The 26,266-nt window shown below is 64.7% G+C and carries 22 protein-coding genes, 1 tRNA gene and 2 rRNA genes (1 of these 25 only partly in view); 2 read left to right on the top strand and 23 right to left on the bottom strand.

Translation table 11 applies throughout. The annotated features are described in order from the left end of the window. Positions 1–6: 6 nt before the first annotated feature. The 11 genes from ACZ5BM_RS10080 to ACZ5BM_RS10030 all read right to left on the bottom strand — a co-directional run bounded on the left by ACZ5BM_RS10080 (position 7) and on the right by ACZ5BM_RS10030 (position 10,970). Entirely contained in the window at positions 7–468 is a 462-nt protein-coding gene (locus tag ACZ5BM_RS10080; RefSeq protein WP_498907772.1) for a cupin domain-containing protein, read from the bottom strand. 58 nt (positions 469–526) lie between these two features. Beyond that, on the bottom strand, positions 527–1,654 hold the full coding sequence (locus ACZ5BM_RS10075; protein ID WP_498907771.1) for an AGE family epimerase/isomerase: 1,128 nt from the start codon (positions 1,652–1,654) through the stop codon (positions 527–529). A 312-nt stretch (positions 1,655–1,966) separates the two neighbouring features. Then, positions 1,967–2,764, bottom strand: a complete 798-nt coding sequence (gene nagB / locus ACZ5BM_RS10070) for a glucosamine-6-phosphate deaminase (RefSeq protein ID WP_498907769.1) — start codon at positions 2,762–2,764, stop codon at positions 1,967–1,969. Between the two features lie 59 nt (positions 2,765–2,823). Continuing rightward, on the bottom strand, positions 2,824–4,362 hold the full coding sequence (locus ACZ5BM_RS10065) for a ThiF family adenylyltransferase (protein WP_498907767.1): 1,539 nt from the start codon (positions 4,360–4,362) through the stop codon (positions 2,824–2,826). Beyond that, positions 4,359–4,601 (bottom strand): MoaD/ThiS family protein, encoded by a 243-nt coding sequence (locus ACZ5BM_RS10060; protein WP_498907765.1) that lies wholly within the window; start codon positions 4,599–4,601, stop codon positions 4,359–4,361. Before ACZ5BM_RS10060 ends, ACZ5BM_RS10065 begins: the two co-directional genes overlap by 4 nt. Continuing rightward, a complete protein-coding gene (locus tag ACZ5BM_RS10055) occupies positions 4,598–5,188 on the bottom strand; it encodes an NTP transferase domain-containing protein (RefSeq protein WP_498907764.1) in 591 nt (196 codons plus the stop codon). Before ACZ5BM_RS10055 ends, ACZ5BM_RS10060 begins: the two co-directional genes overlap by 4 nt. Continuing rightward, positions 5,185–5,667: a cyclic pyranopterin monophosphate synthase gene (gene moaC, locus ACZ5BM_RS10050; protein WP_498907763.1), complete on the bottom strand. Its 483-nt coding sequence runs from the start codon at positions 5,665–5,667 to the stop codon at positions 5,185–5,187. Before moaC ends, ACZ5BM_RS10055 begins: the two co-directional genes overlap by 4 nt. 27 nt (positions 5,668–5,694) lie before the next feature. Continuing rightward, entirely contained in the window at positions 5,695–6,735 is a 1,041-nt protein-coding gene (gene moaA / locus ACZ5BM_RS10045; RefSeq protein ID WP_498907762.1) for a GTP 3',8-cyclase MoaA, read from the bottom strand. A gap of 1 nt (position 6,736) precedes the next feature. Then, positions 6,737–7,936 carry a molybdopterin molybdotransferase MoeA gene (locus tag ACZ5BM_RS10040; protein ID WP_498907760.1) on the bottom strand — a complete coding sequence of 400 codons (1,200 nt, stop codon included), beginning with the start codon at positions 7,934–7,936 and terminating at the stop codon, positions 6,737–6,739. Between the two features lie 94 nt (positions 7,937–8,030). Then, positions 8,031–10,373 (bottom strand): FdhF/YdeP family oxidoreductase, encoded by a 2,343-nt coding sequence (locus tag ACZ5BM_RS10035; protein ID WP_498907759.1) that lies wholly within the window; start codon positions 10,371–10,373, stop codon positions 8,031–8,033. A 132-nt stretch (positions 10,374–10,505) separates the two neighbouring features. Further along, a complete protein-coding gene (locus ACZ5BM_RS10030) occupies positions 10,506–10,970 on the bottom strand; it encodes a nitrate reductase associated protein (RefSeq protein ID WP_498907758.1) in 465 nt (154 codons plus the stop codon). A 114-nt stretch (positions 10,971–11,084) separates the two neighbouring features. Here ACZ5BM_RS10030 and fdhD point away from each other — a divergent pair, with 114 nt between their 5' ends. Then, positions 11,085–11,915 (top strand): formate dehydrogenase accessory sulfurtransferase FdhD, encoded by an 831-nt coding sequence (fdhD, locus tag ACZ5BM_RS10025; RefSeq protein WP_498907757.1) that lies wholly within the window; start codon positions 11,085–11,087, stop codon positions 11,913–11,915. A 138-nt stretch (positions 11,916–12,053) separates the two neighbouring features. Here the strand turns inward: fdhD and ACZ5BM_RS10020 are convergent, their stop codons facing one another. The 7 genes from ACZ5BM_RS10020 to ACZ5BM_RS09990 all read right to left on the bottom strand — a co-directional run bounded on the left by ACZ5BM_RS10020 (position 12,054) and on the right by ACZ5BM_RS09990 (position 18,789). After that, positions 12,054–13,895 (bottom strand): ABC transporter ATP-binding protein/permease, encoded by a 1,842-nt coding sequence (locus tag ACZ5BM_RS10020; RefSeq protein ID WP_498907755.1) that lies wholly within the window; start codon positions 13,893–13,895, stop codon positions 12,054–12,056. Further along, the gene (locus ACZ5BM_RS10015; RefSeq protein WP_498907753.1) at positions 13,892–14,791 is read right to left on the bottom strand and encodes an extracellular solute-binding protein; all 900 of its coding nucleotides are present in this window, start codon (positions 14,789–14,791) and stop codon (positions 13,892–13,894) included. The genes ACZ5BM_RS10020 and ACZ5BM_RS10015 overlap by 4 nt, the downstream gene beginning before the upstream one ends. A 117-nt stretch (positions 14,792–14,908) precedes the next feature. Next, the gene (locus tag ACZ5BM_RS10010) at positions 14,909–15,757 is read right to left on the bottom strand and encodes a fumarylacetoacetate hydrolase family protein (RefSeq protein ID WP_498907752.1); all 849 of its coding nucleotides are present in this window, start codon (positions 15,755–15,757) and stop codon (positions 14,909–14,911) included. Between the two features lie 24 nt (positions 15,758–15,781). Then, on the bottom strand, positions 15,782–16,546 hold the full coding sequence (locus tag ACZ5BM_RS10005) for a Rossmann-fold NAD(P)-binding domain-containing protein (protein WP_498907751.1): 765 nt from the start codon (positions 16,544–16,546) through the stop codon (positions 15,782–15,784). A 20-nt stretch (positions 16,547–16,566) separates the two neighbouring features. Further along, complete coding sequence (locus ACZ5BM_RS10000) at positions 16,567–17,262, bottom strand: cupin domain-containing protein (protein WP_498907750.1); 696 nt, start codon at positions 17,260–17,262, stop codon at positions 16,567–16,569. 34 nt (positions 17,263–17,296) lie between these two features. Continuing rightward, positions 17,297–18,082 carry an SDR family NAD(P)-dependent oxidoreductase gene (locus ACZ5BM_RS09995; RefSeq protein ID WP_498907749.1) on the bottom strand — a complete coding sequence of 262 codons (786 nt, stop codon included), beginning with the start codon at positions 18,080–18,082 and terminating at the stop codon, positions 17,297–17,299. Next, on the bottom strand, positions 18,079–18,789 hold the full coding sequence (locus ACZ5BM_RS09990) for a FadR/GntR family transcriptional regulator (RefSeq protein WP_498907747.1): 711 nt from the start codon (positions 18,787–18,789) through the stop codon (positions 18,079–18,081). Before ACZ5BM_RS09990 ends, ACZ5BM_RS09995 begins: the two co-directional genes overlap by 4 nt. Before the next feature lie 173 nt (positions 18,790–18,962). On the opposite strand from ACZ5BM_RS09990, the gene uxuA reads away from it, so the two are divergent. Next, positions 18,963–20,141 carry a mannonate dehydratase gene (uxuA, locus tag ACZ5BM_RS09985; protein ID WP_498907746.1) on the top strand — a complete coding sequence of 393 codons (1,179 nt, stop codon included), beginning with the start codon at positions 18,963–18,965 and terminating at the stop codon, positions 20,139–20,141. Positions 20,142–20,181: 40 nt separating this feature from the next. Here the strand turns inward: uxuA and ACZ5BM_RS09980 are convergent, their stop codons facing one another. The 5 genes from ACZ5BM_RS09980 to ACZ5BM_RS09960 all read right to left on the bottom strand — a co-directional run. Then, entirely contained in the window at positions 20,182–22,377 is a 2,196-nt protein-coding gene (locus ACZ5BM_RS09980) for a TonB-dependent receptor (protein ID WP_498907745.1), read from the bottom strand. 218 nt (positions 22,378–22,595) lie between these two features. Beyond that, positions 22,596–23,681 (bottom strand): bifunctional DNA-binding transcriptional regulator/O6-methylguanine-DNA methyltransferase Ada, encoded by a 1,086-nt coding sequence (ada, locus tag ACZ5BM_RS09975; protein ID WP_498907744.1) that lies wholly within the window; start codon positions 23,679–23,681, stop codon positions 22,596–22,598. 302 nt (positions 23,682–23,983) lie between these two features. Further along, positions 23,984–24,060, bottom strand: a tRNA-Met gene (locus ACZ5BM_RS09970). A 32-nt stretch (positions 24,061–24,092) separates the two neighbouring features. Beyond that, positions 24,093–24,208 (bottom strand): 5S ribosomal RNA (gene rrf, locus ACZ5BM_RS09965). A 124-nt stretch (positions 24,209–24,332) separates the two neighbouring features. After that, positions 24,333–26,266 (bottom strand): 23S ribosomal RNA (locus ACZ5BM_RS09960); it runs 810 nt beyond the window's last position.

The following is a 26,266-nucleotide window of genomic DNA, read 5'->3' as shown; positions in this document are numbered from 1 at the left end:
GGACGTTCAGTATTCGGCCTTCTCGCCTTTGGCCGGGAACGATGTCGGTGTGCCTGCAACGCCGGCATAGGTGAGGATCAGCACGGTCGGCTGATCGCCGGCCATACCGCGGTGCTCGTCATCGACCGATTCCGCGAAAGCCTGACCCTGCTTGAAGGTTTCGCTCTTGCCGCTGTGGCGGTCGGTGATGGTGAGCGCACCGGCAAGGACGTAGCCCGCATTCGGGAATGGGTGGGTGTGCCAGGGCAGTGCCGTATGCGGGGCGATCTCGAGGCGCAGCACCGTGAGCTGCGGCTGGCCAGAAGGATAGTGCGTGTAGGGCTTGCCGTTCCAGCTCTGCGTGGCCTGAAGCAGCACGTCCCTGTGGCCGCTGGCGACTTTGGGTTCGCCGGAAGATTGCGCCTGAGCGAGACCTGCCAGCACGAGCGGTGAAAGGGCGACGAAGCCGCCGAACAAGATCTGTCGCATGCAGTCGGACTTCCGAACGAGGAACCCCGTTAAGCCGTCATGCTGGAACGGGTTCCGCTCAGGCGCCCGTGTTGCGCACGCAAAACCCGACCAGGGTCCAGGCATGGTAGCAGGAGCTGGCCGGCACGCTGGCGGCGATCGGCGCGCCGTCGAGCGAGAACCGGTCCATCCAGACTCCCGGAGGTGCTCCTCCGACATAGTCGCGCAGCAACGCATCGGCCACGGCCTGGGCGCGCTCGTCACGGCCGGTCACGAGACAACCCTTGATCTGCTCGATCTGCAGCCACAAACGGCGACCGTCGCTCAAGGCTTGTCCCGTCCGGTCCACCTCATCGACCAGAAAGAACGGGTCGCGCCTGGAACAGCCGAGCTCCAGCGCGGTCCGGATCAAGGTCTCGGACAGAGCGCCGTCGTCCTGGCCGATCAGCGTCCGCCCCGCATGCAGCAGAAAAGCCCATTCCGCCATGTGGCCGGGATCGAGCCGCTCCGACCGCCATTCCGTACCGCGCTGCCATTGCGGGCCGAAATACTCGACGAGCAGGCCGTCGTCGAGAAAACGTCGGTGCAGCAGATCGTGACAGCGCCGGAGAAGCGCCAGATGCGCCGGATCGCCGGTGGTGCCGGCCAGCAGCACCAGCGCCTCGAACATGTGCATGTGGGGGTTCTGCCGGCGCGGCAGGCTGTTCGACTCGTCCTCCGCCCAGCCGCCGTCATGGCCCGGCAGGATATGCTCGATCGCGTGAAGCAGCGCATCGGCCCGTTCGCGATAAATCGGCTTGCCGGTGGCCTGGAGCAAGGCAGCCTGCGCCAGCAGCACGCAGGACTGGTCGTAGAGATCGCGCACCGGATCGAGCACCAAGCCGGTTTCGCGATCGAAGGCGCGCACATAGCCGCCATCACCGAGGCGGGCATCGCGCTCCAGCGCTTCCGCCGCGCGCTCCGCCGCCGCAAGACCGCCGACAGGAGCGATCCCGAGCGATGCGGCATCGGCAAAGGTGTGAATCATGCGCGCCGCGGTACGGGTGCGGAGCGTGGCGGTCGAAAGGAGCGAACCGTCCAGAGCCAGCCCTTCGTGAAAATGCCCCCGCACCGGGTCATGGGCGGCGCGCAACCAGAACGGCAGCACGGTTTCGGTCAGCCACGTGGCGAAACGGGTCAGGCCATCGGTCTGGTGGTCGTCGAGCACGAATGATCTCCACGGAGCCAGCACCAATCGCCCCGTGACACGGCGAAAGAAAGGCGCCGGCTTACGGCCGGCCGACAGGATGAGGCAGCCGGTGAACCGCCGTCACGTCAAAACGAGCGGGCTGTTTATATCAGCCGATCGTGTGGCGATAGGGATTGTCGGACCCACGCGAAAGAAGAGGACACCTCGGTGTCCCCGCATCGGCTGCGGCGCTCCACTCCGCCCCTGCATCACCCCGATGGCCAGGGCGGCGGTCAGTGGGTGAGCAGCCGAAGGCTTCACGCCTATTTGAGCGATCTGCTGGGCCCGGTCTCACAGATCGTTTGCTTGGAATGGTGCCCATTCCGGCTCGTTCCGGAACACCCAGTCGTAGCGATCGCGCATCGTGAGCCGGGCGGCGGCGGCTTCGTCCGCGACCACCCGGCAGGCGGGATGCAGTTGCAGCGCAGAGGCCGTCACCATGGAGGTCACCGGCCCTTCCACGGCCGCCGCCAGGATCTTCGCCTTGGCATCTCCGGTCGCCACCAGCAGCACCTCGCGCGCATCGAGAATGGTGCCGACACCCATGGTCATGGCGCGTGACGGCACCGCATCCGGGTCGTCACCGAACAGGGCGGCATTCTGCTGCCGCGTCTCTGGAAATAGGGTCTTGGCACGCGTGCGAGACATCAGCGACGAGGCCGGCTCGTTGAAACCGATATGCCCAGTGCTACCGATGCCAAGAAGCTGGATGTCGATTCCGCCCGCGTCACGGATGGCGCGCTCGTAGCGCTCGGCTTCCGCTCTTCCATCGGTCACGAGCCCGTTTGGCAGATGCGTGCGCACCGGGTCGATATTGACCTGCCGGAACAGGTGGGCGTCCATGAAGGCGCGATAGGAGCGCGGATCGGTCGGCGGGAGGCCGATATATTCGTCGAGGTTGAAACTGGTGCAGCCGGAAAAATCCAGCGCCTCCTCTCGGTGCAGGCGCACAAGTTCGGCATAGACCCGCTCCATGGACCGGCCCGTCGCCAGTCCAAGGACGCAGGCCCCGTCCCGCATGCGCGATGCGACCAGGGCGGCGGCGAACCGGCACGCCGCTGCAGCATCGGGCCGAACGATGACTTCCATGATCCGATCGCCTCCCGACGGTTGCCGAACGGAAACACCGGAGCCGGGGCGGCGTTCGCCTAACCGTTCAGCCCGTGCAGACCACCCGTCAGAGTGAAGACGTCCCGCCGCCCGGACTCGCGCAGATGCTGCGCACCGCGCGCGCTGCGACGGCCGCTCGCACAGACCAGCAGTAGAGGTCCGTCCTCCGGCAGAACGGCGCCCGGTTCGAGCAGCCGCGGCAAGGGCAGCCACTGCGCCGCCTCCGGCATCGGACGTGCTTCGCGCTCGTCCGCGTTCCGGAGATCGACCAGCCGGTAGCCGGCAGCCCGTGCGGCGTCGAGCGTCGGAAACGAGCGCTCCAGGCCGGTGCCGCGTGCCGCCATCGCCTGCTCCGCCACGGCGACGCAGCCGCCATGCGACGCGCAGCCTGCCTCGGTGTCGATCCGAAGCTGATCGGTGCGGTTCTCGAGCAGATCGACCAGCAGGAGCGCACCCGTCGCCTGTCGCGGCAGACCGAGCAACAGCTTCAAGGCCTCGTTGGCCTGCATCGCGCCCAGGACACCCGGCACCGGGCCGAGAACGCCGCTTTCCGCACAGCTGGCCGAGGCATCGGCCGCCGGTTCCACCGGCCAAAGGCAACGCAAGCACGGGCCGCCCGCACGCGGATCGATCACCTGCAACTGGCCTTCGTATTGATGCACGCTGGCCAGGATCGCAGGCGTGCCGGACAGAACGGCGGCATCGCTGCACAGGAAGCGGCTGCGCATGTCGTCGCTGCATTCCAGAACCAGATCGAAGCGGCGGAACAACGTCACCGCTTCTTCCGACGCGATCCGGCCAAAGGTCTCGGTCCGCACTGCGGGGTTCATGGCAGCGATCCGCTCGGCCGCGACGTCCGTCTTGGGGCGGCCGAGATCGGCGGCGGAGAACAGCGTCTGGCGATGCAGATTGCTGGCATCGACCCTGTCGTCATCGGAGATGCCGAGCAGGCCAACGCCCGCCCCGGCGAGATAGGACAGAACAGGGCTGCCCAACCCACCCGCCCCGATCACCAGAACGCGCGCGTTGGCCAGTTTCTTCTGTCCGGCTTCGCCGACGCCGGGAAGCCGCTTCTGCCGGGAATAATCCGGCACGAAAGCCGGCGACACGCTTCGGTGATGGTGGTGGTGATGATGCGCGTGGTCGTGATCCTCGCCCGGATGCGCGCAGGCGACCCAGGCGGTGTCACCGGCGAGGTAATGCTCCTTCTTCCACACCGGCAAACGATGCTTGATCTGGTCGATAATGAAGCGACAGGCGCGGAACGCCTCGTCGCGGTGCGCGGAGGAAACGCCGACCCAGACCGCCAGCTCGCCGATCCGCAGCATGCCGCTGCGATGAATGCCGACCGCATCGATGGCGCCGAACCGCTCGCGCGCTTCCTGCATGATGCGCTCGCCTTCGATCTTGGCGAGTTCGGCGTAGATCTCGTACTCCAAGCCGTCGACGCCGCGACCTTCGTTCTTGTTGCGGACCCAGCCCTCGAAGGCACAGAACCCCCCATGGTCGGGATTGTGGAGTTCCTGGCGCAGCGACGCGATATCGAGATCGCGATCGGAAACGGCGAAGCGCATCATCCGCCATTCACCGGCGGGATGAACACCACGGTGTCGCCATCGCGCAGTGCCGTGTCCCAGGAACAGAACGCCGTGTTCACCGCGACCTTCAGAGCATCCTTCGGCAGAGAAAAGCCGTGACGGGCCTGCAGCTCTCCGTAAAGGGCGTCAGGCGTTTCGGCGGTGGTCGAGAGACGCTCGCTTCCCGTGCCGGCTTGTTCGCGCAACTGCGCATAATAGCGCATCTCGATGGCGATCATGCCGGTTGTTCCAGGGACTGCGATACGCGTTCGAATTCCTCCGGTGTGTTGATGTTGTCCAACGCATCGCCCGGGGGCGGAAGTAACGTGGTGCGCAGATGTTTCAGCGTGCCGCGCGGGCAGAACCGGCCCGCATCGTGCTTTTCCCTCAACAGCACATGGCTTGACGGTTCCCAGATCGCGCAGAGCGGCTCCGGCAGATCGTCGAACCGCGAGCGGAACGCGATCGCATCGGTCCCCGGCGCCCGTGCCGAGGCCAGTCTCCGTAAGGTCGACTCGTCGAGCAGCGGCAGATCACAAGCCAGCACCAGCCACGCGGCATCGGGATAGGCATCCTGAGCGGACAGAATTCCTGCCACAGGTCCGACCGCATCGTAGCGGTCCGACAGCGTCGGCAGGCTTGCGCGCAAGGGATCGTGTTCCTGTTCCGGCCGGATCGACACGAAGGCACGGTCGCAAACAGCCGACAGCAACCGCCAGGCGCGCAGAAGCTGCGCCTCGCCCCCATATTCGAGGGAGGCCTTGTCGCGCTGCATGCGGCGCGACGCGCCGCCACTCAGCAGCAAACCGTAAAGCGGCGCTGTCACGACGATACTCCGACATCGCGCTTGCCGCCGGTCTTGGACAACAGGCGAAGATCGGCGATGACGATCTCATGCGATAGCGCCTTGCACATGTCGTAGATGGTGAGCGACGCGATCGACGCGCCGGTCAGCGCTTCCATCTCCACGCCGGTGCTGCCGTTGCAGGCCACGGTGCAATCCACCAGAGCCGTGTCGCCGTCCAGGGTGATGGCGATATCGCATTTGCTCAATGCCAAAGGGTGGCAAAGCGGAATCAGCTGCGCCGTGCTCTTGGCGCCCATGATCCCGGCGATATGCGCGATGGTCAGCACCGCACCTTTCGGCGTGACGTAACCCGCATCGCGCAACGTGGCGGCGACTTCGGGCGGGAACACCACTTTGGCCCGCGCCGTGGCAACCCGCTTCGTGATCGGCTTGGCACCCACATCGACCATGCGCGGCTGGTTGTCGTCGTCCAGGTGCGTCAGTGTCGTGCTGCTCATCGATTACTCCGAACCATCCGGGCGGGATCAGCCGCCGATGTAATGCATCTCGATCTTGGGCTGTGCGTCGCCCCGTGTTGGAATGAGAGCACGCTCCTCGCTGTAGCGGTCGTCGCGACGCAGCCAGACGGAACGCAGCCTGCCCCGCAGCGCATCGTCACTCGCCGCTTCGTCACGCAGCAGATGGCGCAGATCGGTACCCTCGGTCGCGAACAAGCAGGTATAGAGCTTGCCTTCCGACGACAAGCGCGCCCGCGTGCAGCCGCCGCAGAACGGTGCGCTCACAGAGGAGATGAAACCGATCTCACCACCGCCATCGTCGAACCGGAACCGCGACGCCACCTCGCCGGCATAGCGCTCCGGTAGAGGGGAGATCGGCCAGCGTGCGCCGATGCGATCACGCAACATGCGCGACGGCACCACAGACTCCAGATTCCACTTGTTGCGGTTGCCGACATCCATGAACTCGATAAAGCGCACGGAAACGGGTGTTAGCCGGAACCGCTCGACCAGCGGCAGTACCTCGCTCTCGTTGACGCCGCGCTGGACCACCATGTTGATCTTGGTCGGCAGGCCGATCGCCAAGGCCGAGTCGATGCCGCGCAGCACCTGTTGCACCGATCCCCGACCGCCGCTCAACCTCGCGAACACCGCCTCGTCCAGCGCATCCAGGCTTACCGTCACCCGATCGAGCCCGGCATCGCGCAGCGACTGGGCCTGATCCGGCAGAAGAACGCCATTGGTGGTGAGCGCGATATCGCGAATCCCGTCGATCCGGCGCAGCTTCTTCACCAGACCGGCGAGATCCGGACGCAGCAGCGGCTCGCCGCCGGTCAAACGTAGCTTCTCCACCCCAAGCGATGCTGCCTGGCGGCAGATGCGCTCGATTTCGCCGAAATCGAGCCGTTCGTCACGTCCGAGAAAACTGTAGGCCTCGCCGAACTTCTCCACCGGCATGCAGTAGGTGCAACGGAAATTGCAGCGATCCATCACGGAGATCCGCAGATCGTGCATGCGCCGGCCGAGCCGGTCCCTGGGAATCCCGTCCTGAGGCGACAGCGCGTTCATCTCACCACCGGAACACGCGCACCGGCGCGCCGTCGGCGATGGACTGCTCCGGCGGCAACTCGACGATGCCGTGCGTGCCGCCGAGGGCAGTGAAATCGCCGGAATTGCTCCAGCCTTGCGCCTGTGCGAGCAACGAACCGGACGGATCGCTTTCTAGCCGCACGGGCAGGAAACGCGCCAGACGCAGCGGGCGGCCGGCATTGCCGGACACGCGCGCATACTCGCTCCGCACCGCCAGTCCCGATGCGCGCATCAGCGCCGGGCGCACATAACGCGTCATGCAGACCAGTGACGACACTGGATTGCCCGGCAGAGCGAACACGGCCTGATTGTCAGGACCGGTACCGAACCACATCGGTTTGCCGGGGCGCTGGGCGATCCCGTGCAGCACGCGCCGGACACCCAGCAAGGCCAGACACTCCGGCACGTAGTCGCGTTGGCCCATCGACACCCCGCCGCTCAGCACCAGCACGTCATGGGTGCGGAGCGTCGCCTCCAGCACACGGCTTACGGCGTCGCGATCGTCCGGCACATGATGCAGCGAAATGCCATTGAAGCCGGCGACGCTCAGGGCTGCCGTCAGGGCCAGATCGTTGGATCGGCGAATCTGGCCGGGGCGCAGCGGAGCCTCCACCGGCACGAGTTCGTCACCAGTGGCGATGATGGCGATGCGTGGCACCCGCGCGACCTCGACGGTTGCCACGCCGTTGGATGCCAGCATCGACATCTCCGGCCCGCCGATCCTTACGCCGGCTTCCAGGACGATCGCACCTTCGGCGCAGTCCACGCCGCGGCGATGGATGAACTGGTTCTGCGCAGGATCGTAGCCTTCCGCCAGAACGACGCTGCCGCCGTCCCGCCGAGTCTGCTCGACCGGAACAACGCAATCGCACCCCACCGGCAGCACTGCGCCGGTGGTGACCTCGATGCAGTGATCTGGGCTCGACAGCACCTGCCCGACCTCGCCTGCCATCTGCGCGCCGGAGATGCGGAGCCGCTTCGGCAATGCCGCCTGCCAACGCAGCGCGATACCGTCCATCATCACCCGGTCGAACGGCGGCTGCGCGGTTTCCGCCCGCACCGCCTGACGCAGAACACGGCCCGCCGAATCCCGCAACGCGATCCGTTCGGACGGAAAACCGGTCAGCGCCTGCGCGATCAGGTGATCGGCGGCGGCGGTGTCGATCAGGGTGCTCATCATGAGGAAACGCGCGATCCCGCTGCCATTCGTGCCCTGCTCAGAAGGCGACGGGGCGGGCCCGAATCAAGGCCCGCCCGGTGAGTGGCGCCGCGCGTCAGGCCGGCGCCAACTCGCGCTGCGCGGTCTTTGCGGCAGGGGTTGCCGGCTTCGGCGCCTTGCGGATCAGCACGGGGATCGATTTGGCGGCCGGCGTCTTGCTGGTCTGATCGTAGTGATACAGAGGCAGCAGCCCGTTGGTTTCCGGGTAGTACGCCGCAACCGAGCCTTGCGAGATCGGATAGGCGATCGCCTTCAACCCGCCGAGCTTGCGCTCCTGACCGTCGAGCGAAATGGTCTCCATCTCCACCCAGTCCTGCTCGGCAATGCCGCGTGCGTCCATATCCTCGCGGCTCATCAGTACCACCATGCGGTCGTTGTATATGCCGCGATAGCGATCGTTGTCGCTATAGATGGTGGTGTTGAACTGGTCGTGGCTGCGGATGGTGGCCAGACGCAGCATGCCTTCGGTGTCGATCGGCTTGTCCATGGCGATGCCGGGGAACACCAGGAACGTCGCCTTGCCGGACGGCGTCTTCCAGTCGCGATTGCGCGCCGAGTTGGTCAGATGGAAATGCGGCGCCTTCAACCGCTCGTTCATGTTCTCGTAGATCGCCGGATACACGGCGGCGATCTTGTCGCGGATCAGATCGTAGTCGTTCGAGAACGCGTCCCAGTCGATCGAAATGTCCGGGCGGGTCAGCGTCAGCGTCGCCTTGGCCAGACGGCAGACGATCTTGATCTCGGACAGGAGATGCGGCGAGGCCGGTTCGAGAATGCCGGAGGACGCGCCCACCATGGAGGTGGCGTCCTCGATGGTGATCTTCTGGCGGCGGCCGTTCTGGAGATCGATCTCCGCACGCGCCACACACGGCAGGATGAACGCCTTCTTGCCATGCACGACATGACCGCGATTGAGCTTGGTGCTGACCGCCACAGTCATATCGAGTCGGCGCATCGCCTCGTAGGCGATCGGCGTGTCCGGAATGGCATGCACGAAATTGCCGCCCATCCCGAGAAAGAACTTCGCCTCGCCGGAGATCATGGCTTCCACGGCTTCCACCGTGTCATGCCCATGCTCCTGCGGCGGCTTGAAGCCGAACACCGTCTCGAACTGATCGAGGTAGGCCTGGGTCGGCTTCTCCTCGATGCCCACCGTACGGTCGCCCTGCACGTTGGAGTGACCGCGCACGGGCGCGATGCCGGCGCCGGGACGGCCGATATTGCCGCGCAGGAACAGCAGGTTGCAGATCTGCTGGATCGCGTTGGCGCCGTACTCGTGCTGGGTGATGCCCATGCCGTAGCAGATGATGGTCGCCTTGGACGCGACATAGATCCCGGCCACGCGACGCAACTGATCGCGGCCGATTCCGCTCACCAGCTCGATATCCGCCCAATCCGTCCCGCGCACATCCGCAACCACGGCATCGAAGCCCGTGGTGTGGGTATCGAGAAACGCGTGATCCAGCACGGAAGCCTGGCCGGCCGCACGTGCCGCGTCGTCCAGCTCCAGCACACCCAGCATGATGCCCTTCAGCACAGCGATGTCGCCGCCGATCCGCACCTGCACGAATTCGCTCGCGATGGCGGTGGAACCGAACGTCGCCATCTGCACCGCATCCTGCGGCTCGGTGAAGCGTATCAGCGCGCGCTCGGGCATCGGGTTGATCACCACGATCGGCACGCCGCGATGGCGCGCCTCGACCAGGTTGGTCATCATGCGCGGGCTGTTGGTGCCGGTGTTCTGGCCGATCACGAAGATCGCCTCGGCCCTGGCGAAATCGTTGAGCACGATGGTGCCCTTGCCGATGCCGATCGATTTCGGCAGCCCGCGGCTGGTCGGCTCGTGGCACATATTGGAACAGTCGGGGAAGTTGTTGGTCCCGAAAGCGCGAACGAACACGGAATACAGGAACGCCGCCTCGTTGGAGGTGCGTCCGGAGGTGTAGAACTCCGCCTCGTTCGGGTCCTTCAGAGAGGCGAGTTCCTGCGCGATCTCGTTGAACGCCTCGTCCCACGAACAGGGCTCGTAATGGTCGGTGGCCGGGTTGTAGCGCATCGGCTCCTCGAGCCGGCCTTCCTGCTCCAGAGCGTAGTCCGACCACTCGTTCAGCGCCGTCACCGAATGGGTGCGAAAGAATTCGCGCGTCACGCGCTTGCGCGTGGTCTCGAAGGCCAGCGCCTTGGCGCCGTTCTCGCAGAAATCGAACCGCTTCTGCTCGTCCGCTTCAGGCCAGGCGCAGGAGGAGCACTTGAACCCGTCCGGCTTGTTCATCGCCAGCAGCGTGCGGGTCGATTGCGCGACCACGCTCTGCTCCATCAGCACCTTGGCGGTCGCGTTCAACGCGCCCCAGCCGCCGGCGGGATGGTTGTAGGTCTTGTAGGAGGGCGACTTGGCCATGGGCGGTATCCAATAGCTCGGAGGCACATGCGGGCGGTCGCCCAGGCATGGCCGGGACGACGTCCTTTCGGAGAAGAGCACCGGCTCGAACCGGAACCCTGATCCCAACGTGCCGCCCGGCGAAAATTTTCATTAAGGACGCGTGGAAGATAGTCCGAATTCGGCCATGGCCGGCATAAAATTCTCGTTCTCGTGCTTCGATCGCGCCAGCTTCACCAGCGCGAAACGCTGCAACGGCTGGAGTGCACGCCACTGTTCCGGGGTCGGCGGGGCGATGCCGTCGAACTCGGCCTGGGCCAGCACCGTATCCGGCATCGCATCCTCACGGGCCCAATCGTCATGCGAGATCTCGCCCAGGAACACGGTCGGCTCGTCGGCCCGCAGCGCGATCAGATCCAGCACCAGGGCGCGATACGCATCCCGCTCCTCGCCCTCGGCGCAGCCCAGCGTGACCAACCTGTCGCGTTCCTCGCGGGTGAGCCGGCTCCATTGCCGCAGCGACAATTTGATGCCGACCAGATCGAGCTTCTGTCGCGTCACCATCGGAATGCAACGCAGCGATCCGGCGAAATCGCGTTCGAACTCGAAGATCGGCACGGGAACGATATCCTTCACGGCACGCAAGACAGTTCAGCGGTTGCCTGTAACCGGCTGGGCTGTCAATCCGATGGCAGCAGGCCAGGACTGCGCGAAACGGGACGGACGGAGCGAATGACGAGAAATGCGGAGTGCGGTCCGATCGAAGGCGCGGCGTCCGTATCCCGTCTTGCCTGGCGCGGTGCGTCGCTGGAACAGGGATCGCGTATCGTGGCGGAGGAACTGCCTCTGGTGCTGTCGTTCAACCGCATCTCGCATGCCGTGATGCTGGCCAGTCCGATCGATCTGGAGGATTTCGCGATCGGGTTCAGCCTCGCCGACGGGGTGATCGAACGGGCGGACCAGATCCTTACCTTCGAGGCGGTCCGCCTGGGCGATCCGGCACGGGGGATCGAGCTGCGCGTGGGCTTGTCGCCCGAACGCCTGGACGCCCTGGACGGCCGCCGCCGCTACATCGCCGGGCCCAGCGGCTGCGGTTTGTGCGGCCTGGAAAGCCTGGAGGCGGCACTGCGGCCGATGCGGCAGGTGGCGCCCGGCCCGGTCTATGCCGCCGAAGCAATCGCCGCCGCGGTCGGCTCTTTGCGCGAGGCGCAGGCGCTGAACCGGGAAACCCGCGCCGTGCATGCCGCCGGGTTCTGGCGCGAGGCGGATGGGCTGATGCTGCTGCGCGAGGATGTCGGGCGGCACAATGCGCTCGACAAACTGCACGGCGCGCTGGCCCGGCGCGGCATCGATCCCGCGACCGGCATCGTGGTGATGACCAGCCGGGTTTCGGTCGAGCTCGTGCAGAAAACAGCCGCCATGGGCGCGCCGGTGCTGGCGGCGATCTCCGCCCCGACCAGCCTCGCCATCGCCACCGCGCAGGAGGCAGGCATCACCCTGGTCGCCGTCGCGCGCGATGACGGGTTCGAGGTCTTCACCCATGCGGAGCGTGTCGTTAGGTAAGAGATGCTGGCACAAGTTTTCTTTTTCTGAAGAAAAAGAAGCAAAAAGACTTTTATCCGTTTGGTGTTCTCGAACTTGGCAATTTCTCCGCCCTAAACGGACAAGAGTTTTTTGGTTCTTTTTTGCAAAAAAGAACGCCTACCCTATAGGCCAGACCTGTATTGCCGCCGGATCAATCGAAACCCGGCACACGCCCGGGAGCGGGCAATCCGGATCGGCCAGCGCGTCCAACTCGGCATCGCCGATCCTGAGCCGCAAACGCCTCTGCCCGTCGAATGCCTCTCCCCGCTGAAGCAGGAGCGCCGGATACGCGCCATCCGGCCCGACACGGAGCTGATGCGGCCGCACGGTCCAGCCCACCGCACCCGGCTGGAGCGGCAATCCGGACACGTGCAAGACCACGCCCGCACCGATCTCGATCCGGTCCGGCCCAATCACCACGCCGCGCGCCACCGTGCCCGCCCCCAGCAGCCGGGCCGCCTGCTCGGACACCGGACGGGCGAATAGCGCCGCGACGGACCCGCTTTGCAGCACCCGGCCGTGATCCAGCAGCAGCAGCTCATCGGCCAGCAGCATCGCCTCCTCCGGGTCATGCGTGACCAGGATCGTGCGCAAACCCGTTTCCGCCTGGACGGCCAGCAGATCGCGCCCGAGTTGGCGGCGCAACGTCGTGTCCAGGGCCGAGAACGGCTCGTCCAGCAGAAGCAGCTGCGTGGCCCGCCGGCTCAAGGCCCGCGCCAGCGCCACGCGCTGCTGCTGGCCGAGCGACAACGCATCGGGCCGGCGCTGCGCCAGCACATCCAGCCCCAGACGCTGCGACCAATGCCGCGCCAAAGCAGGATCCGCATCGGCGGCGAACACGATCTGCTGCGCCACCGTCAGATGCGGAAACAGACCGAAGGACTGCGGCACCAAGGCGATCGGGCGTTGCTGCGGCGGCAGAGGACCGAGATCCTGCGCGTCGATCTGAAGCGCCCCCGGTTCCAGCCCGGCGATGGCGCGTAGGGTCATGGTCTTGCCAGAGCCGGACGCGCCGAGAATGGCCAGGCGGCGCGCTGTGCTGCGCCATTTCACGGCCAATGCAAATCCATCCAGGACGCGGTCGGCACACAGAACCAACACCGGAGCCGGTTCGCATACGGAAACGACGGGCGAAACCGGCAAAGGCACAGGCTCCGCCAACACCGGCACTGGAAGCCGCCTCCGACCATGGTCGAGCGTCAGAAGCAGCCCCAATGCGCCCAAAGCGGCAAGCAGCGTCGGCGCGATCACCGGCAGCATCGCCGGCAGTCCTTCCGTGCCGAAGGCGAGATAGGTGAACACCGGCAGGGAATACGGGTGATAGGCGACCATCGCCGTGGCGCCGAACTCGCCGAACCCGCGCAGCCAGGCCAGAACCGCGCCGGCCAGGATTGCACGCGCGCAGAGCGGCAGGGCGACGCGCCGGAAGATGGTGGAAGGCGGGTGACCGAGCGTGGCGGCGACATCCAGCAGCGCCGGATCGAGCGCCCGGAACGCAGACCGGGCCGCGACGATCAGGAACGGCGCCGATACGAACGCCTCCGCCAGAACGATGCCGGCGAAACTGTCCGTGAGCCTGCCGCCGAACAGACGACCGAGCGGGCTCGTGTAGCCGAACAGAAACAACAACAGCACGCCGGAGGACAACGGCGGCAAAGCCAGCGGCAATTGCACGCCGAGCCCGATCACGCGCCAGAACACGGCGCGCGGCCGCGCTTGGTCCGCCCGCGCCAGCAGAAAACCGAGCGGCACCCCGCCAAGCCCCACCAGCACCGTCGAGGTGGTGGCCGCGACCACAGAGACCAGCGTCGCGGACAGGAGCCCGGCCCGGTCGGCGCCACGCCAATCGGCCTGGAACAGAAACGGCACGGCCGACGCGAACGGAGCCAGCAGATACAGCGCCAGCAGCCCGCCCAGCAGAACCAGGACGGGCGTACCGCGCGATGCGGACAGCCTCACCGGGCGGACAGCATCGCCCGCACCGCCGCCGGAATCCGGGCGACGTCGCCATGCGCCACGGGCGCGATCCGGTCCAGCCCATGCGCGCGCATCACCGCAGCACCATCGGGCCCAAGCAGGAAGGCCACGAAGCGTTCGGCCCCGGAGGGGTTCGGCGCGTCGCGCAGGACCGTCACTGTGTATTGAGCACTGACGCTCATCTCGGGCGGCGGCGCGATCGTGGCGAGATGAAGATCGGTCGCCTCGGTGGAGTAGAAAAACCCGACATCGATCGCGCGCGATTGCAGACGGCCGACCAGGTTCTGTTCCGGACGCACCTGTTCGGGATTGTCCGGCGCGCCCAGAATGCGCTGCGCCAGCCCCGGTTTGCCCAGAACGGCCTCCGCCTTGCGCATCAACTCCAGCGTAAACTTGCCTTTCGGGTCCAGCGCCGGATCGGTGCGGCCGATGCGAACGCCGGGCTGCTGCAACGCCTCGTACCAGGGCATATGCGCGAGGGCGGACGCGAAGGCGCTGTGCGGATCGTAGCCCAGCACCACCGGGGAGCGGGCGAACGTGACATACCAGTCCACCCAGTCGCCGTTGGCAGCACCGGTGAGTTGATCGTCCGCCGAGGGGCTGGCGGAGATGAACACGTCGCCACGGCGCAGATGGTTACGGATCTGGTTGGCGAGACCGTTGGAGCCACCGGCAAAGGCGAGAACGGTGCCGCCAGTCTGCTGATGGAAGGCCGGCACGATCCCGTGTTCCATCAACGCCACCAGCGAGCCGGCATGAAGCACCGACACGTCGCCGACCGGCGCCTCGGCCCGAGCGCGCCCGGACAAGCCCAGTATCGCAGCCCCCAGCAGAAAACCGCGACGCGGCACACGCCCGAAACCGTTCGAATGCTGCATCCGTCTGCGTCCTGCTTCCCTTGAACAGGGACGGATCAGCGCATGCACGCCGATCCGAAGCAAGCCGCGACCCCGGCGAAGCGAACGCCGAACCGTCCAGCGTGGCGCGAGGGAGCGTCAGGCCGTCGCGTAAGGCGACGGCACCAGCCGCTGTTCCTGCACGCCGAGCCCGGCGATACCGAGACGCATGCGCTGCCCCGCCCGGAGATAGAGCGGCGGCTTCTGCCCCAATCCGACACCTGGCGGCGTGCCCGTGCTCAGCACGTCACCTGGCTGCAGCGACATGAACTGGCTGACATAGCTGACCAGCTTCGCGACGGGAAAAATCATCGTCCGCGTGTTGCCGTTCTGGAAACGCGTGCCATCGACCTCCAGCCAGAGATCGAGATCCTGCGGGTCCGGCACCTCGTCGGGCGTGACCAGCCACGGGCCGGTCGGGCCGAACGTGTCGTAGCCCTTGCCTTTGTCCCAAAGACCGCCGCGCTCCATCTGGAAGGCGCGCTCGGACACGTCGTTGATCACGCAGTAGCCGGCGACATGGCTCAGCGCGTCGGCTTCGCTGACATGACGTGCGACGCTGCCGATCACCACGCCGAGCTCGACCTCCCAATCGGTCTTGCTCGACCCGGGCGGAATGAACACGTCGTCGTTCGGCCCGCAAACGGCGCTCGTCGCCTTGAAGAAGATGACCGGCTCGGTCGGGATCGGCGCGCCGGACTCGGCCGCGTGGTCGGCATAGTTCAGCCCGATGCAGACGAACTTGCCGATCCGCCCGACGCAGGCGCCGATGCGGCTGTCTTCCGGCGCCAGCGGCAGCGAAGCGGGGTCGATGTCCAGGCCGGAAAGGCGGCCGATCGTATCCGGGGTGATATCCTCGATCATACCGGACAGATCGCGGACCCGGCCGTCCGCATCGAGCACGCCGGCTCGTTCCTGACCGGCCGGTCCAAAGCGAAGGAATTTCATGGGCTGTCTCGCTTCCGTGTCGGATCAGTTGGCGGCGCCGCCGTCGAGGATCATGCTCGATCCGGTCATGAACGTGCTCTCGTCGGACGCCAGGAACGCGACGGCGGCCGCGATCTCTTCAGCCGTGCCCAAACGGCCCATCGGCTGACGGGCAATGAAATCGGCCCGCGCGGCCACGGGGTCGGCGAACACCGCGATGCGCTCTTCCAGCGAGGGCGAGGCCACGGTGCCCGGACACACCGCATTGCAGCGTATGCCCCGCCCGACATAATCCGCCGCCACAGATTTGGTGAGGCCGATGACGGCCGCCTTGGACGCGCCATAGGCCGCGCGGCGCGGAAAACCTTTCACCGAAGACGCGACGGACGCGATGTTGACGATGCTTCCCTTGCCCGCCTCCAGCATCGCCGGCAGCGTCGCCTGAATCACCAGGAACATCGAGCCGACATTGAGCTGGAACGAACGGTTCCAGTCCTCATAGCGTGCTTCGAGGATCGTTCCCTGATGCACCCAGCCGACGCAATTCACGACCACGTCGAAACGCCGCCCCGACAAAGCCGCCGCAACGGAAGCGGGATCGGCCGCGTCGAACACCACAGTCTCAATGCCGGCAGCCTCGAGTTCGGCAAGCTTGGCCGCGTTCACGTCGGCCGCGATCACATGGGCCCCTTCCTGCGCCAGACGCAGCGCGGTGGCGCGACCGATCCCCTGCGCCGCGGCGGTGACAAGGGCGTGCCGCCCTTCGAGGCGACGCACGGTCGGCGCCGACATTGCGGATGATTCGCTCATGACGATCTTCCTTATCTGATTCAGTCGTAGGACGCGGGGTCGTCGTTGACGAGCAGGCGCAGCGGCGCCGCGTCTTCCACGAGTGCGGCGAACCGCGGAACCGGTTCGGCGAAGACATTGTCCGTGGAATCGTCGTTGATCGTCGACACCTCGCCGACGACCACATCGCCGCTCTCGCCCCAGAAGGCATGGTAGGTGCCGGGAAACAGCGTGATGCTCTCGCCCGCTGCGAGCCGGATGATGCTGCCGGCCGGCAGGCGGCGCGCACGACCGTCCAGATGCGCGACGACGTCGCTGTCGTGATCGACGCTGCCGTCCGGATTCATGCCGAACACTTCGATCGCCAATACAGCGCCGTCCTGCAACGGTGCGCGATGGATGATGTCCTCGACCTTCTGCAGATGGCGATGCAGCGGGGTGAGCTGGTCGCGCCGGGAGATCATGATCTTCTCGGCGTAGGGACGGTTTCCAGCGACATCGCTGCGATTGACGCCGTTGCGCAGGGTGAACAGCAGCAACCCTTGCGAGTCAAAGCGCTCGCTGCCGAAATCCGTCACGTCCCAGCCGAGGCTGGCCGCCCGCATATCGGCCGCCTCCGCCGCATGACGATGCCATTGCTCCGGCGTCCAGTGAGCGAAAGCCGGAAGAAAGAAGCCGATCTTGCGGAAATCCGCTTCGGCCTGCGTGATGAGCGCGTTGAGCGTGGATCGTTTCACGATGTCATCTTCTGTTGGAACCGCAACGGTCTTTTCAGCGCACCGCGATCGCCGCGGTCAGCCCACCATCGATCCGGTGGTCGCTGCCGGTGATGAAGGTGGCTTTGGAGGAGGCGAGAAACGCCGCGAGTTCGGCGATCTCTTCCGGTTCGGCGATTCGTCCGATCGGATGCGCATCGCCGAAGCGGGCGAACACGGCATCGAGATCGGCATCCGGCCCGTCGAAGGTTTGCGCCGCCAGGGCCAGGATCGGCGTGCGCACCGAGGCCGGGCTGATCGACACGACGCGGATGTTCTCGCGCGCATGGTCGAGCGCCATCGTCCGCGTCAGCGCATGGATCGCCCCCTTGGAAGCGACATAGGCGGCGACACCGGCCTGACAGGCAAAACCCTGCACGCTGGACACGTTGACGATCACGCCGCCTCCGCGCCGGCGCAAGGCGGGAATGCCATAATGCGCCGTCAGGTGGATCGAACCGACATTCACCTTCAGGCATTGCAGGAACGTTTGCGGCGATGTCTCGACGCTGTCGCCGTAAGGGTGGATCGCCGCGGAATTGACGATGATATCCAGCCCGCCATGACGCGAAACGATCTCGCCGACCGCGCGCTCGACCTGATCCGGTTCCGACACGTCGGTCTGCAACACCGTCAGGGAAAGCCCGGCGTCGCGCGCCGTTTCCGCCAGGGCCGCGTTGTTCGTCGCGTCGATGCCGAGAGCCACGACATCGGCGCCGCCCTGTGCCAGCCGGAGCGCGATGGCGCGGCCGATGCCGCTGCTGCCCGTCACCAGCGCGATTTTCCCGGAAAACTCGCTCACGATGCCTCCTTGACGGCGAAGAACTGAAGCCCGGCATCGAGATGCCGGTTCATGTGATAGGTGAAAGCAATCCTGTCGCGCTGCCGAAGAGCCGAGAGAATATCGGCATGTTCCGACGCCACCGCATGCAAGGCCTCGCGTCGCGACTTGCCGATTTCCATCAGGCGCCGGATCACCGGCTCCAGCATGGCGTAGATATCGGACAGTGTGCGGTTGCTTGCCGCGTCGATCAGACTGCGATGAAACCGGTAATCGAGCTCCGATGCTTCGGCGACGCTGGTGGTCGCGGCCATCCTGATGTTCAGTTCGGCCATCGCCTCGAACGCATCGTCGTGGATGCGCCCAGCGATCATGTCGAACAAATTCATCTCCGTCAGGCGGCGGAACCCCTGTATGTCGCGGAACGTGTCGGCCGAGATCTCCATCGCGAAGGAGAACAGATCGGTCATGGCACCTAGCCGACCGTCGATGATGATGGCGCCGACCTTCTTACGCGACTCCACCACCCCGTAGGCTTTCAGGGTCCGCACCGCCTCGCGAATGGTGTTGCGGCTGGTGGAGAACATGGCTCCGAGTTCGGCCTCGGTCGGCAGGACGTCGCCGACTCCCAGCTTCCGCTCACGGATCAGAGCACGCATCTGCATCACCACCGCCTCGACGGCGGACGGGGACTCGGTTCCGGCTTCCGGCTCCACGATCTGCGCCATATCTCGCGGCCACCTCCCGGCCCACGACTTGCTACCAGCCCCTCCCGACCGGAACAAGTGTTATGTTGGACATAATCCTTGCTGACGACGTCGTTCCGCCGCTAACCTGAGCTTCAGAACGGGTCCGGCGCCGCCGCCGCACCGTTTTGGCCAACAAGTTGGAAGACAAGAAGATGCTGCAGACATGGCGCTGGTTCGGGCCGGACGATCCGGTCAGCCTCGGCGACATCCGACAAGCCGGCGTCGAAGGCATCGTCACGGCGCTGCACCAGATCTATGACGGGCGTGCCTGGAGCCCGGACGATATCGCCCAGCGCCAGGCTCTCCTGCGCGCCGCTGGCTACGAATGGTCGGTCTGCGAGTCCATTCCGGTGCACACCTCCATCAAGCTCGGCGACGCGGCGCGCCGGCGCCATATCGACGCTTGGAAAGACAGTCTGGCCAATCTCGGCCGAGCCGGCGTTCCGGTCGTCTGCTACAATTTCATGCCGGTGGTGGACTGGACGCGCACCAATCTGCGCCATCCGATGCCGTCCGGCGGTCTCGCGCTTCGCTTCGACATGGTCGAGTTCGTCGCCTACGACGTCCATGTCCTCAAACGTCGCCATGCGGAGGCCAATTATCCGGAAGCATTGCTGCAAGCAGCCGAGCGACGTCTCGCCGAACTCGACGACGCCACCATCGCCACGATCGAGCACAACATCATCGCCGGCCTGCCCGGCAAGGAAGGAACGCACACGCGCGAAGGCATCCGCGAGCAGATCCATGCCTTCGATACCGTGTCTTCCCAGGACATGCGCGACAATCTCGTGAGCTTTCTGCAGGAGATCGTGCCCGTTGCCGCCGAGGTCGGCGTACGGCTCGCCATCCACCCGGACGATCCGCCGTTCTCCTTGTTCGGTCTACCCCGCGTGGTCTCGACGCCGGACGACGCGCAGAAGACCCTCGACGCTGTTGCGCACGAAGCCAACGGTCTCACTCTGTGCGCCGGCTCCTACGGCTCGCGCCCGGACAACGATCCTGCCGCGATGGCACGACGCTTCGGCTCACGCATCCACTTCGTGCACCTGCGCAACGTCGCGCTCGAGCCTGACGGTTCGTTCAACGAATCCGACCATCTCGGCGGTGATGTCGACATGATCGACGTGATTTCGGAACTCGTCCGGGAAGAGCGCCGTCGCGCAGAACGCGGCGACACCACACCGATCCCAATACGGCCGGATCACGGTCATCTTCTGCTCGACGACATCAGTAAGACCGTTAATCCGGGCTATTCCTGCATCGGACGGTTGAAGGGGCTGGCCGAGTTGCGCGGCGTCATGCAAACGGCCGAGCGCCTGCTCCCGCACTGAAGCCTGTTCCATGGCGGCCGCTCCAGGCCGCCATAGCCTTCTACAGATCGAACTCTAGACTGGCCAGGATCGTGCGCGGCGGCGCGAGATAGGCGGTGTTGGCGCCGGGACTGCCGACGATATTGCCGTCCGCGATCGAGGAATAATAATGCTTGTCGGTCACGTTGATCGCCGACAGGCGGGCGATAACGGCGTGTCGCAGCAGATGCGTGGCATAGCGCGTGCCGAGATCGAACGTCGCATAGGATGGCGCGAAGGAGGTGTTGGTGTCCGTCGCCGCCCGATCGCTCTCGTAATGCGCGCCCAAGGTGAAGGCCAGACCGTGCAGCGCCTCCGGGTGCCAATCCAGCGTCCAGTCCGCCTTCCACTTCGGCACACCGACGATCATGCCACCATCCGTCGCCGGATTACCTGAGTCCAGCAGGCGCGCATCGATATAGGTGACGCCGCCAAGAAGGCTGAGAGACGGCAAGACACTACCCTGCGCGAAGAATTCCGCGCCCTGATCACGCTGAGACCCGATGACGCGGAACACGTTGTCGCTCTGCGTGGTGGCGTAAGGGCGGTCCATGCGGAACAGATCCGCTGTCAGAAGAAGGTTCTCGACCGGCGCGTATTTGGCACCGAGCTGGAACATCTCGTCGTGATAAGGCGACAGGAACGCATTGGCGTTGCGCGCGGTGGACGGTGCTTGATCGCTCTGCTCGACACTGCTGGCATAGGTGAAATAGCCGGTGATCTTCGCCGTCGGCGTCCAGATCGCACTCACCGTCGGGCTGAACGCGCCAGACGTATCGAACCGGCTGGTCTGCTGGTCCTTGTTGTTGTAGCTGGCCGAATGCAGGAATGCCTCGCTGAACACCGCCTGGATCGCCCAGTGCCGATCGACATGCAGCGTATCCGCTTCGATGATGGATTGCTGGCGCAGTTCGCCGGACTGGTATTGGCCGCCATTCCCCGGCAGGCCGGCATAGGAAAAGATCGCCGGAGCGGAGAGATTCGATTTCCCCAGCGTGACAGCGATGGATTTACGATAGGAATACTGGTCGTTGATGAAGCCGTTGGTCGCCAGCGTCGCTTCGTTGCGCAATCCGGACACGTGCATCGTACCGTTCAACGAGGCTTCGTTGCTGCCATCGGTGAAATGCGGCACGGCGGTGAAATTGCGCGTGGCGGTGTAGTTGCCGCGATCGTCGGTGAGTGTGTTGGTGATCCCGAACAGGTTGCGCTTCGCATCCTGATAAAGGCCGCCCATCTCGAAACGCCAATCATCGTTGATCCGGTGGATGATCTTCACCAGACCGGTATTCGTGATCAGATCGGTGCCGGCGCCGGGCTGACCGAGCCCGTGCAGGGTCGGATCGGGAGCCGCGGGCAGCATTGTGCTCCTGTTCGCGCGGCTGGTGCTGCTGCCGTCATAGACGATGGAGCCGGGCAGGCCGAACCCGCTATCTTGATAATGGCTGCCGTTGAGCTGGATCACCGTGTCCCGGTCGAGATGGACGTCGAAATCGGCGCTGCCCAGCGTGCGGTTGGCGTAGCTGCCGCGCACGTAGCTTTCTCCCTCGCCATGCACCAGATCGACTCTGTAGCCGAGCCAGCCCTCGCGTCCGACACGCCCGCCCAGATCGGCCTCGGAGGTGAACACACCGTCGCTGGCGTAGCTGCCGACGATCCGGGTCAGCTGCGTCTCGGTCGGACGTTTCAGCACGTAGTTGAATACGCCCGCGGGCGTTTCCGGCCCGTAAAGCGCGCCGCCGAGACCGTTCAGAACCTGGATGCTGTCCAAATTCTCTACCGGGATCGCTGTGGTGCCGATGATGTTCAGGCCGTCCAGGCGGGTATTCTGGGTTATGGTGCCTTGGAAGCCGAGCGATTGCGGACGCGACACCTCCAGCCCTTGCTGGTCGCGCACCTCGACCGAGGGCAGCGTGCGCAGCGCGTCGTTCAGCGTGCGGAGCTGGTTGTTCACCAGCAGATCCTGCGGCAGCACCGTCACCGACATGGGCGTCGTCAGCAGCGGACGCGCTCCCAGCGGGCCGAGCTGCGCGCTGCCGGTGTGGAACTGGGCCTGTGCGGCATAGGGCGCACTGCCGACCACATTGATGCGTTCCACCGGAGCGAAGCTCCGGGGCGACGGGGAAGCGGTTTCCGCCGCGGCGCTGTGTGAGGCACCGGCCATCGCCAGCACCGCGGCCGGTAGCACGGAACGGCGAGACCTGAAGACGCTGTTCATCGGTTGCCGTCCTCGGTCATCTGCGCATCGTCCTTGTTGTTACAGGGGCGGGTAGTCCGATAGCACGAAGAACAGTCATGATCCCTGCCCCCCGAACAATCGGCAGGAGCGACGCCTGAATTGTTCCGCCGGCGTGGCTATAGCGGCCATGCCGGAACGACGGTCGTTGATGCCTCATCCCGACCAGACAGGCGCCGGTAATTTTTCCCGAGATGGCCTTATCGTACCGTCTTGCCCCCTTCGCGGGCTTGTTGCGTGCCTTCCCGCTGCAGCAGGGTCCGCTTGCGCGCAATACCCCAGCGATAGCCGGACAGGGCGCCATCCGACCGCACCACGCGATGGCAGGGAATAGCGACCGCCAAAGCGTTGGCACCGCAAGCACTGCCAACCGCACGCACGGCGCCGGGGACGCCGATCGCCGCGGCGATCTCGGCATAGCTGGCCGTTGTTCCCGGCGGCAATGCCGTCAAAGCCCGCCAGACACGCTGCTGAAAAGTGGTACCGCGGACGTCGAGCGGCAGATGGAGCCCGAGCGCCGGCGTTTCCACGAAGCCGATCACGGTCGCCACCACCCGTTCGAAGCCTTCATCGGCGCCGATCAACATCGCGCGCGGAAAACGTCGCTCGAGATCACGGATCAAAGGCTCGGGCTCATCGCCGAGCAGGATCGCGCACACCCCGGTTTCCGTCGCCGCCACCAGGATCGATCCGAGCGAGCACTCTCCCACGGCGAAACGGATCACTTCCTGCGGCCCACCCCGCCTGAAATGGGCCGGCTTCATGCCCAGCATCCCATCGGCATGGTCGTAGAAGCGGCTGCTGGTCCTAAAGCCAGCCTCGTAGATCGCATCGGCAACGCTGGGCGCGGCGGCCAGGCTGTTGCGCGCCTGCTCCATTCGTTTGCCACTTTCATAGGCTTTCGGCGTCAGCCCGGTCGAAGCACGAAACAGACGATGGAAGTAGTACGGACTGAGCCCCGCCGCCTGCGCAAGCGAGACCAATGTCACCGGCCCTTCGGCAGAATCGATTAACCGGCACGCCGCCGCCACCAGCGCAGCCTGTCGCCGTTCCGAGGTGGCCTCATTTGGACGGCAGCGCTTGCAAGGCCGGAAACCGGCCGCTTCGGCGCCGGCGGCGCTGGAATGGAAGCGCACATTCGCTGGATTGGCTCGGCGCGATGCGCAACTCGGCCGGCAATACACGCCGGTGGTCCGCACCGAATAGAAGAAACGTCCGTCCTGCGACGCATCCCGTTCGAGGACGGCGCGCCATTTCGGATCTGTTTCGATGGCAACCGGGTTCATGGGCCGGTCCTCACGATCAGCTCGACAGATCCATCATTGGACGCGTTGAAGGAACTCGGCAGCGTATACGGCAGATTGTCGAGATTGAAGCGGCCGACCGATCGATGGAACAGCGCTGGGCTGGGACCCTGGACGTGGAACATGGCGAACTCCTTGTTCCGCCTGTCCTGACAGGATTTTCCCGATTATGCGTCCTGAAGCTTGCGCTTGAATCCTTCGACACGGGAGGACGCGCGGTCACGCATGAAAACCCCGGCCCTTATTTTGGGTCGGGGTGATGATGCGTTCTGCCTGGATTTGTTTGGTTGCGGGGACAGGATTTGAACCTGTGACCTTCAGGTTATGAGCCTGACGAGCTACCGGGCTGCTCCACCCCGCGGTGGTGGTGTGTGTGGTTGGGTGCTTTGGAAGACCTGGCGGCGACCGACTTTCCCGCGTCTTGAGACGCAGTATCATAGGCGCTGGGGGTTTTCACGGCCGAGTTCGGGATGGGATCGGGTGGATCATTCCCCGCCATGGCCACCAGGTCGTCCAAGGCACCGTTGGTGTGCGTTGGGCGTGTGGGGTTGGTGCGTTTTGGTGTGAGTGGTTTTGGAGTTGTGGTTGATTTCTATGCATGTGTTTGGTGTTTGCTTTTGAGGGCAAAGACCTGTGATTGAGCCTATTGGGCGATTAGGACCAGTTAGCTGAGTGCATTACTGCACGTATACATCTGGCCTATTGACGTGATGGTCTATCACGGCCCTCGGGGAGACCTGGTTTTGAGGTAAGTTTCTCGCTTAGATGCTTTCAGCGATTATCTTGTCCGCACGTAGCTACCCGGCTATGCCGCTGGCGCGACAACCGGTGCACCAGAGGTGCGTCCATCCCGGTCCTCTCGTACTAGGGACAGCTCCTCTCAAGTCTCCAACACCCACGGCAGATAGGGACCGAACTGTCTCACGACGTTCTAAACCCAGCTCACGTACCACTTTAATCGGCGAACAGCCGAACCCTTGGGACCTGCTCCAGCCCCAGGATGTGATGAGCCGACATCGAGGTGCCAAACCTCCCCGTCGATGTGGACTCTTGGGGGAGATCAGCCTGTTATCCCTAGAGTACCTTTTATCCGTTGAGCGATGGCCCTTCCACGCGGGACCACCGGATCACTATGGCCGACTTTCGTCTCTGCTCGAGCTGTCGCTCTCGCAGTCAGGCGGGCTTATGCCATTGCACTCAGCAGCCGATGTCCGACCGGCCTGAGCCCACCATCGCGCGCCTCCGTTACACTTTGGGAGGCGACCGCCCCAGTCAAACTGCCCACCATGCAGGGTCCCGGACCGGGCTAGACCGGTCGCGGTTAGACATCAGAAAAATTCAGGGTGGTATTTCAAGGATGGCTCCACCTGAGCTGGCGCCCCGGCTTCAAAGCCTCCCACCTATCCTACACAGCATTTTCCTGATGCCACTGCAAAGCTGCAGTAAAGGTTCATAGGGTCTTTCCGTCTGACCGCGGGTACCCCGCATCTTCACGGGGAATTCAATTTCGCTGAGCCGATGCTGGAGACAGCGGGGAAGTCGTTACGCCATTCGTGCAGGTCGGAACTTACCCGACAAGGAATTTCGCTACCTTAGGACCGTTATAGTTACGGCCGCCGTTTACCGGGGCTTCAATTCAGTGCTTGCACACCTCCTCTTAACCTTCCGGCACCGGGCAGGCGTCAGACCCTATACGTCGTCTCTCGACTTCGCAGAGCCCTGTGTTTTTACTAAACAGTCGCTACCCCCTGGTCTGTGCCACCCACACATGGTTGCCCACATATGGGTCTCGCTTATCCCGAAGTTACGCGAGCAATTTGCCTAGTTCCTTCAGCATCGTTCTCTCAAGCGCCTTGGTATACTCTACCAGTCCACCTGTGTCGGTTTCGGGTACGGTCTATACGCCAGAGCTATTTCCTGGAATGCTCGCAAAGCCTGCCCAATCCGATAAGGACAGACAACAGCTCGCATTCGTCACTTCTGGCAGGCTGGGGAATATTCGCCCCATTCCCATCGACTACGGCTTTCGCCCTCGCCTTAGGAGCCGGCTCACCCTGCGCGGATTAACCTTGCGCAGGAACCCTTGGACTTACGGCGACAGTGTTTCTCACACTGTTTGTCGCTACTCATGTCAGCATTCGCACTTCCGATACCTCCAGGAGACATCACCATCTCCCTTCACAGGCCTACGGAACGCTCCGCTACCGCGTGCACTTCAAAGTGCACACCCACAGCTTCGGCACGTGGCTTGAGCCCCGTTACATTTTCGGCGCAGGGTTTCTATTAGACCAGTGAGCTATTACGCTTTCTTTAAAGGATGGCTGCTTCTAAGCCAACCTCCTGGTTGTTTTGGAATCCCCACATCCTTTCCCACTTAGCCACGATTTGGGGGCCTTAGCTGGTGGTCTGGGCTGTTTCCCTCTCGACGATGGACCTTAGCACCCACCGTCTGTCTGCCAGGCTATACTTCCGGGTATTCGGAGTTTGGTTAGGTTTGGTAAGGCTTTGGGCCCCCCTAGCCCATCCAGTGCTCTACCCCCCGGGGTAAACACCTGACGATCTACCTC

This window comes from Lichenicola sp. GTC18331 (assembly GCF_055386855.1).
This window is presented reverse-complemented; position numbering and strand designations above follow the sequence as displayed.

Coding starts and splice junctions, on each gene's coding strand:
- ACZ5BM_RS10035 (WP_498907759.1), bottom strand. CDS start 10,373: ATGGCCAAGTCGCCCTCCTACAAGACCTACAACCATCCCGCCGGCGGC.
- ACZ5BM_RS10010 (WP_498907752.1), bottom strand. CDS start 15,757: ATGAAATTCCTTCGCTTTGGACCGGCCGGTCAGGAACGAGCCGGCGTG.
- nagB (WP_498907769.1), bottom strand. CDS start 2,764: ATGGAAGTCATCGTTCGGCCCGATGCTGCAGCGGCGTGCCGGTTCGCC.
- moaC (WP_498907763.1), bottom strand. CDS start 5,667: ATGAGCAGCACGACACTGACGCACCTGGACGACGACAACCAGCCGCGC.
- uxuA (WP_498907746.1), top strand. CDS start 18,963: ATGCTGCAGACATGGCGCTGGTTCGGGCCGGACGATCCGGTCAGCCTC.
- ACZ5BM_RS10060 (WP_498907765.1), bottom strand. CDS start 4,601: ATGATCGCCATCGAGATGCGCTATTATGCGCAGTTGCGCGAACAAGCC.
- ACZ5BM_RS09990 (WP_498907747.1), bottom strand. CDS start 18,789: ATGGCGCAGATCGTGGAGCCGGAAGCCGGAACCGAGTCCCCGTCCGCC.
- ACZ5BM_RS10015 (WP_498907753.1), bottom strand. CDS start 14,791: ATGCAGCATTCGAACGGTTTCGGGCGTGTGCCGCGTCGCGGTTTTCTG.
- moaA (WP_498907762.1), bottom strand. CDS start 6,735: ATGAACGCGCTGTCGCCTCAGGACGGGATTCCCAGGGACCGGCTCGGC.
- fdhD (WP_498907757.1), top strand. CDS start 11,085: ATGACGAGAAATGCGGAGTGCGGTCCGATCGAAGGCGCGGCGTCCGTA.
- ACZ5BM_RS10065 (WP_498907767.1), bottom strand. CDS start 4,362: ATGATGCGCTTCGCCGTTTCCGATCGCGATCTCGATATCGCGTCGCTG.
- ACZ5BM_RS10040 (WP_498907760.1), bottom strand. CDS start 7,936: ATGATGAGCACCCTGATCGACACCGCCGCCGCCGATCACCTGATCGCG.
- ACZ5BM_RS10005 (WP_498907751.1), bottom strand. CDS start 16,546: ATGAGCGAATCATCCGCAATGTCGGCGCCGACCGTGCGTCGCCTCGAA.
- ACZ5BM_RS09980 (WP_498907745.1), bottom strand. CDS start 22,377: ATGAACAGCGTCTTCAGGTCTCGCCGTTCCGTGCTACCGGCCGCGGTG.
- ACZ5BM_RS10080 (WP_498907772.1), bottom strand. CDS start 468: ATGCGACAGATCTTGTTCGGCGGCTTCGTCGCCCTTTCACCGCTCGTG.
- ada (WP_498907744.1), bottom strand. CDS start 23,681: ATGAACCCGGTTGCCATCGAAACAGATCCGAAATGGCGCGCCGTCCTC.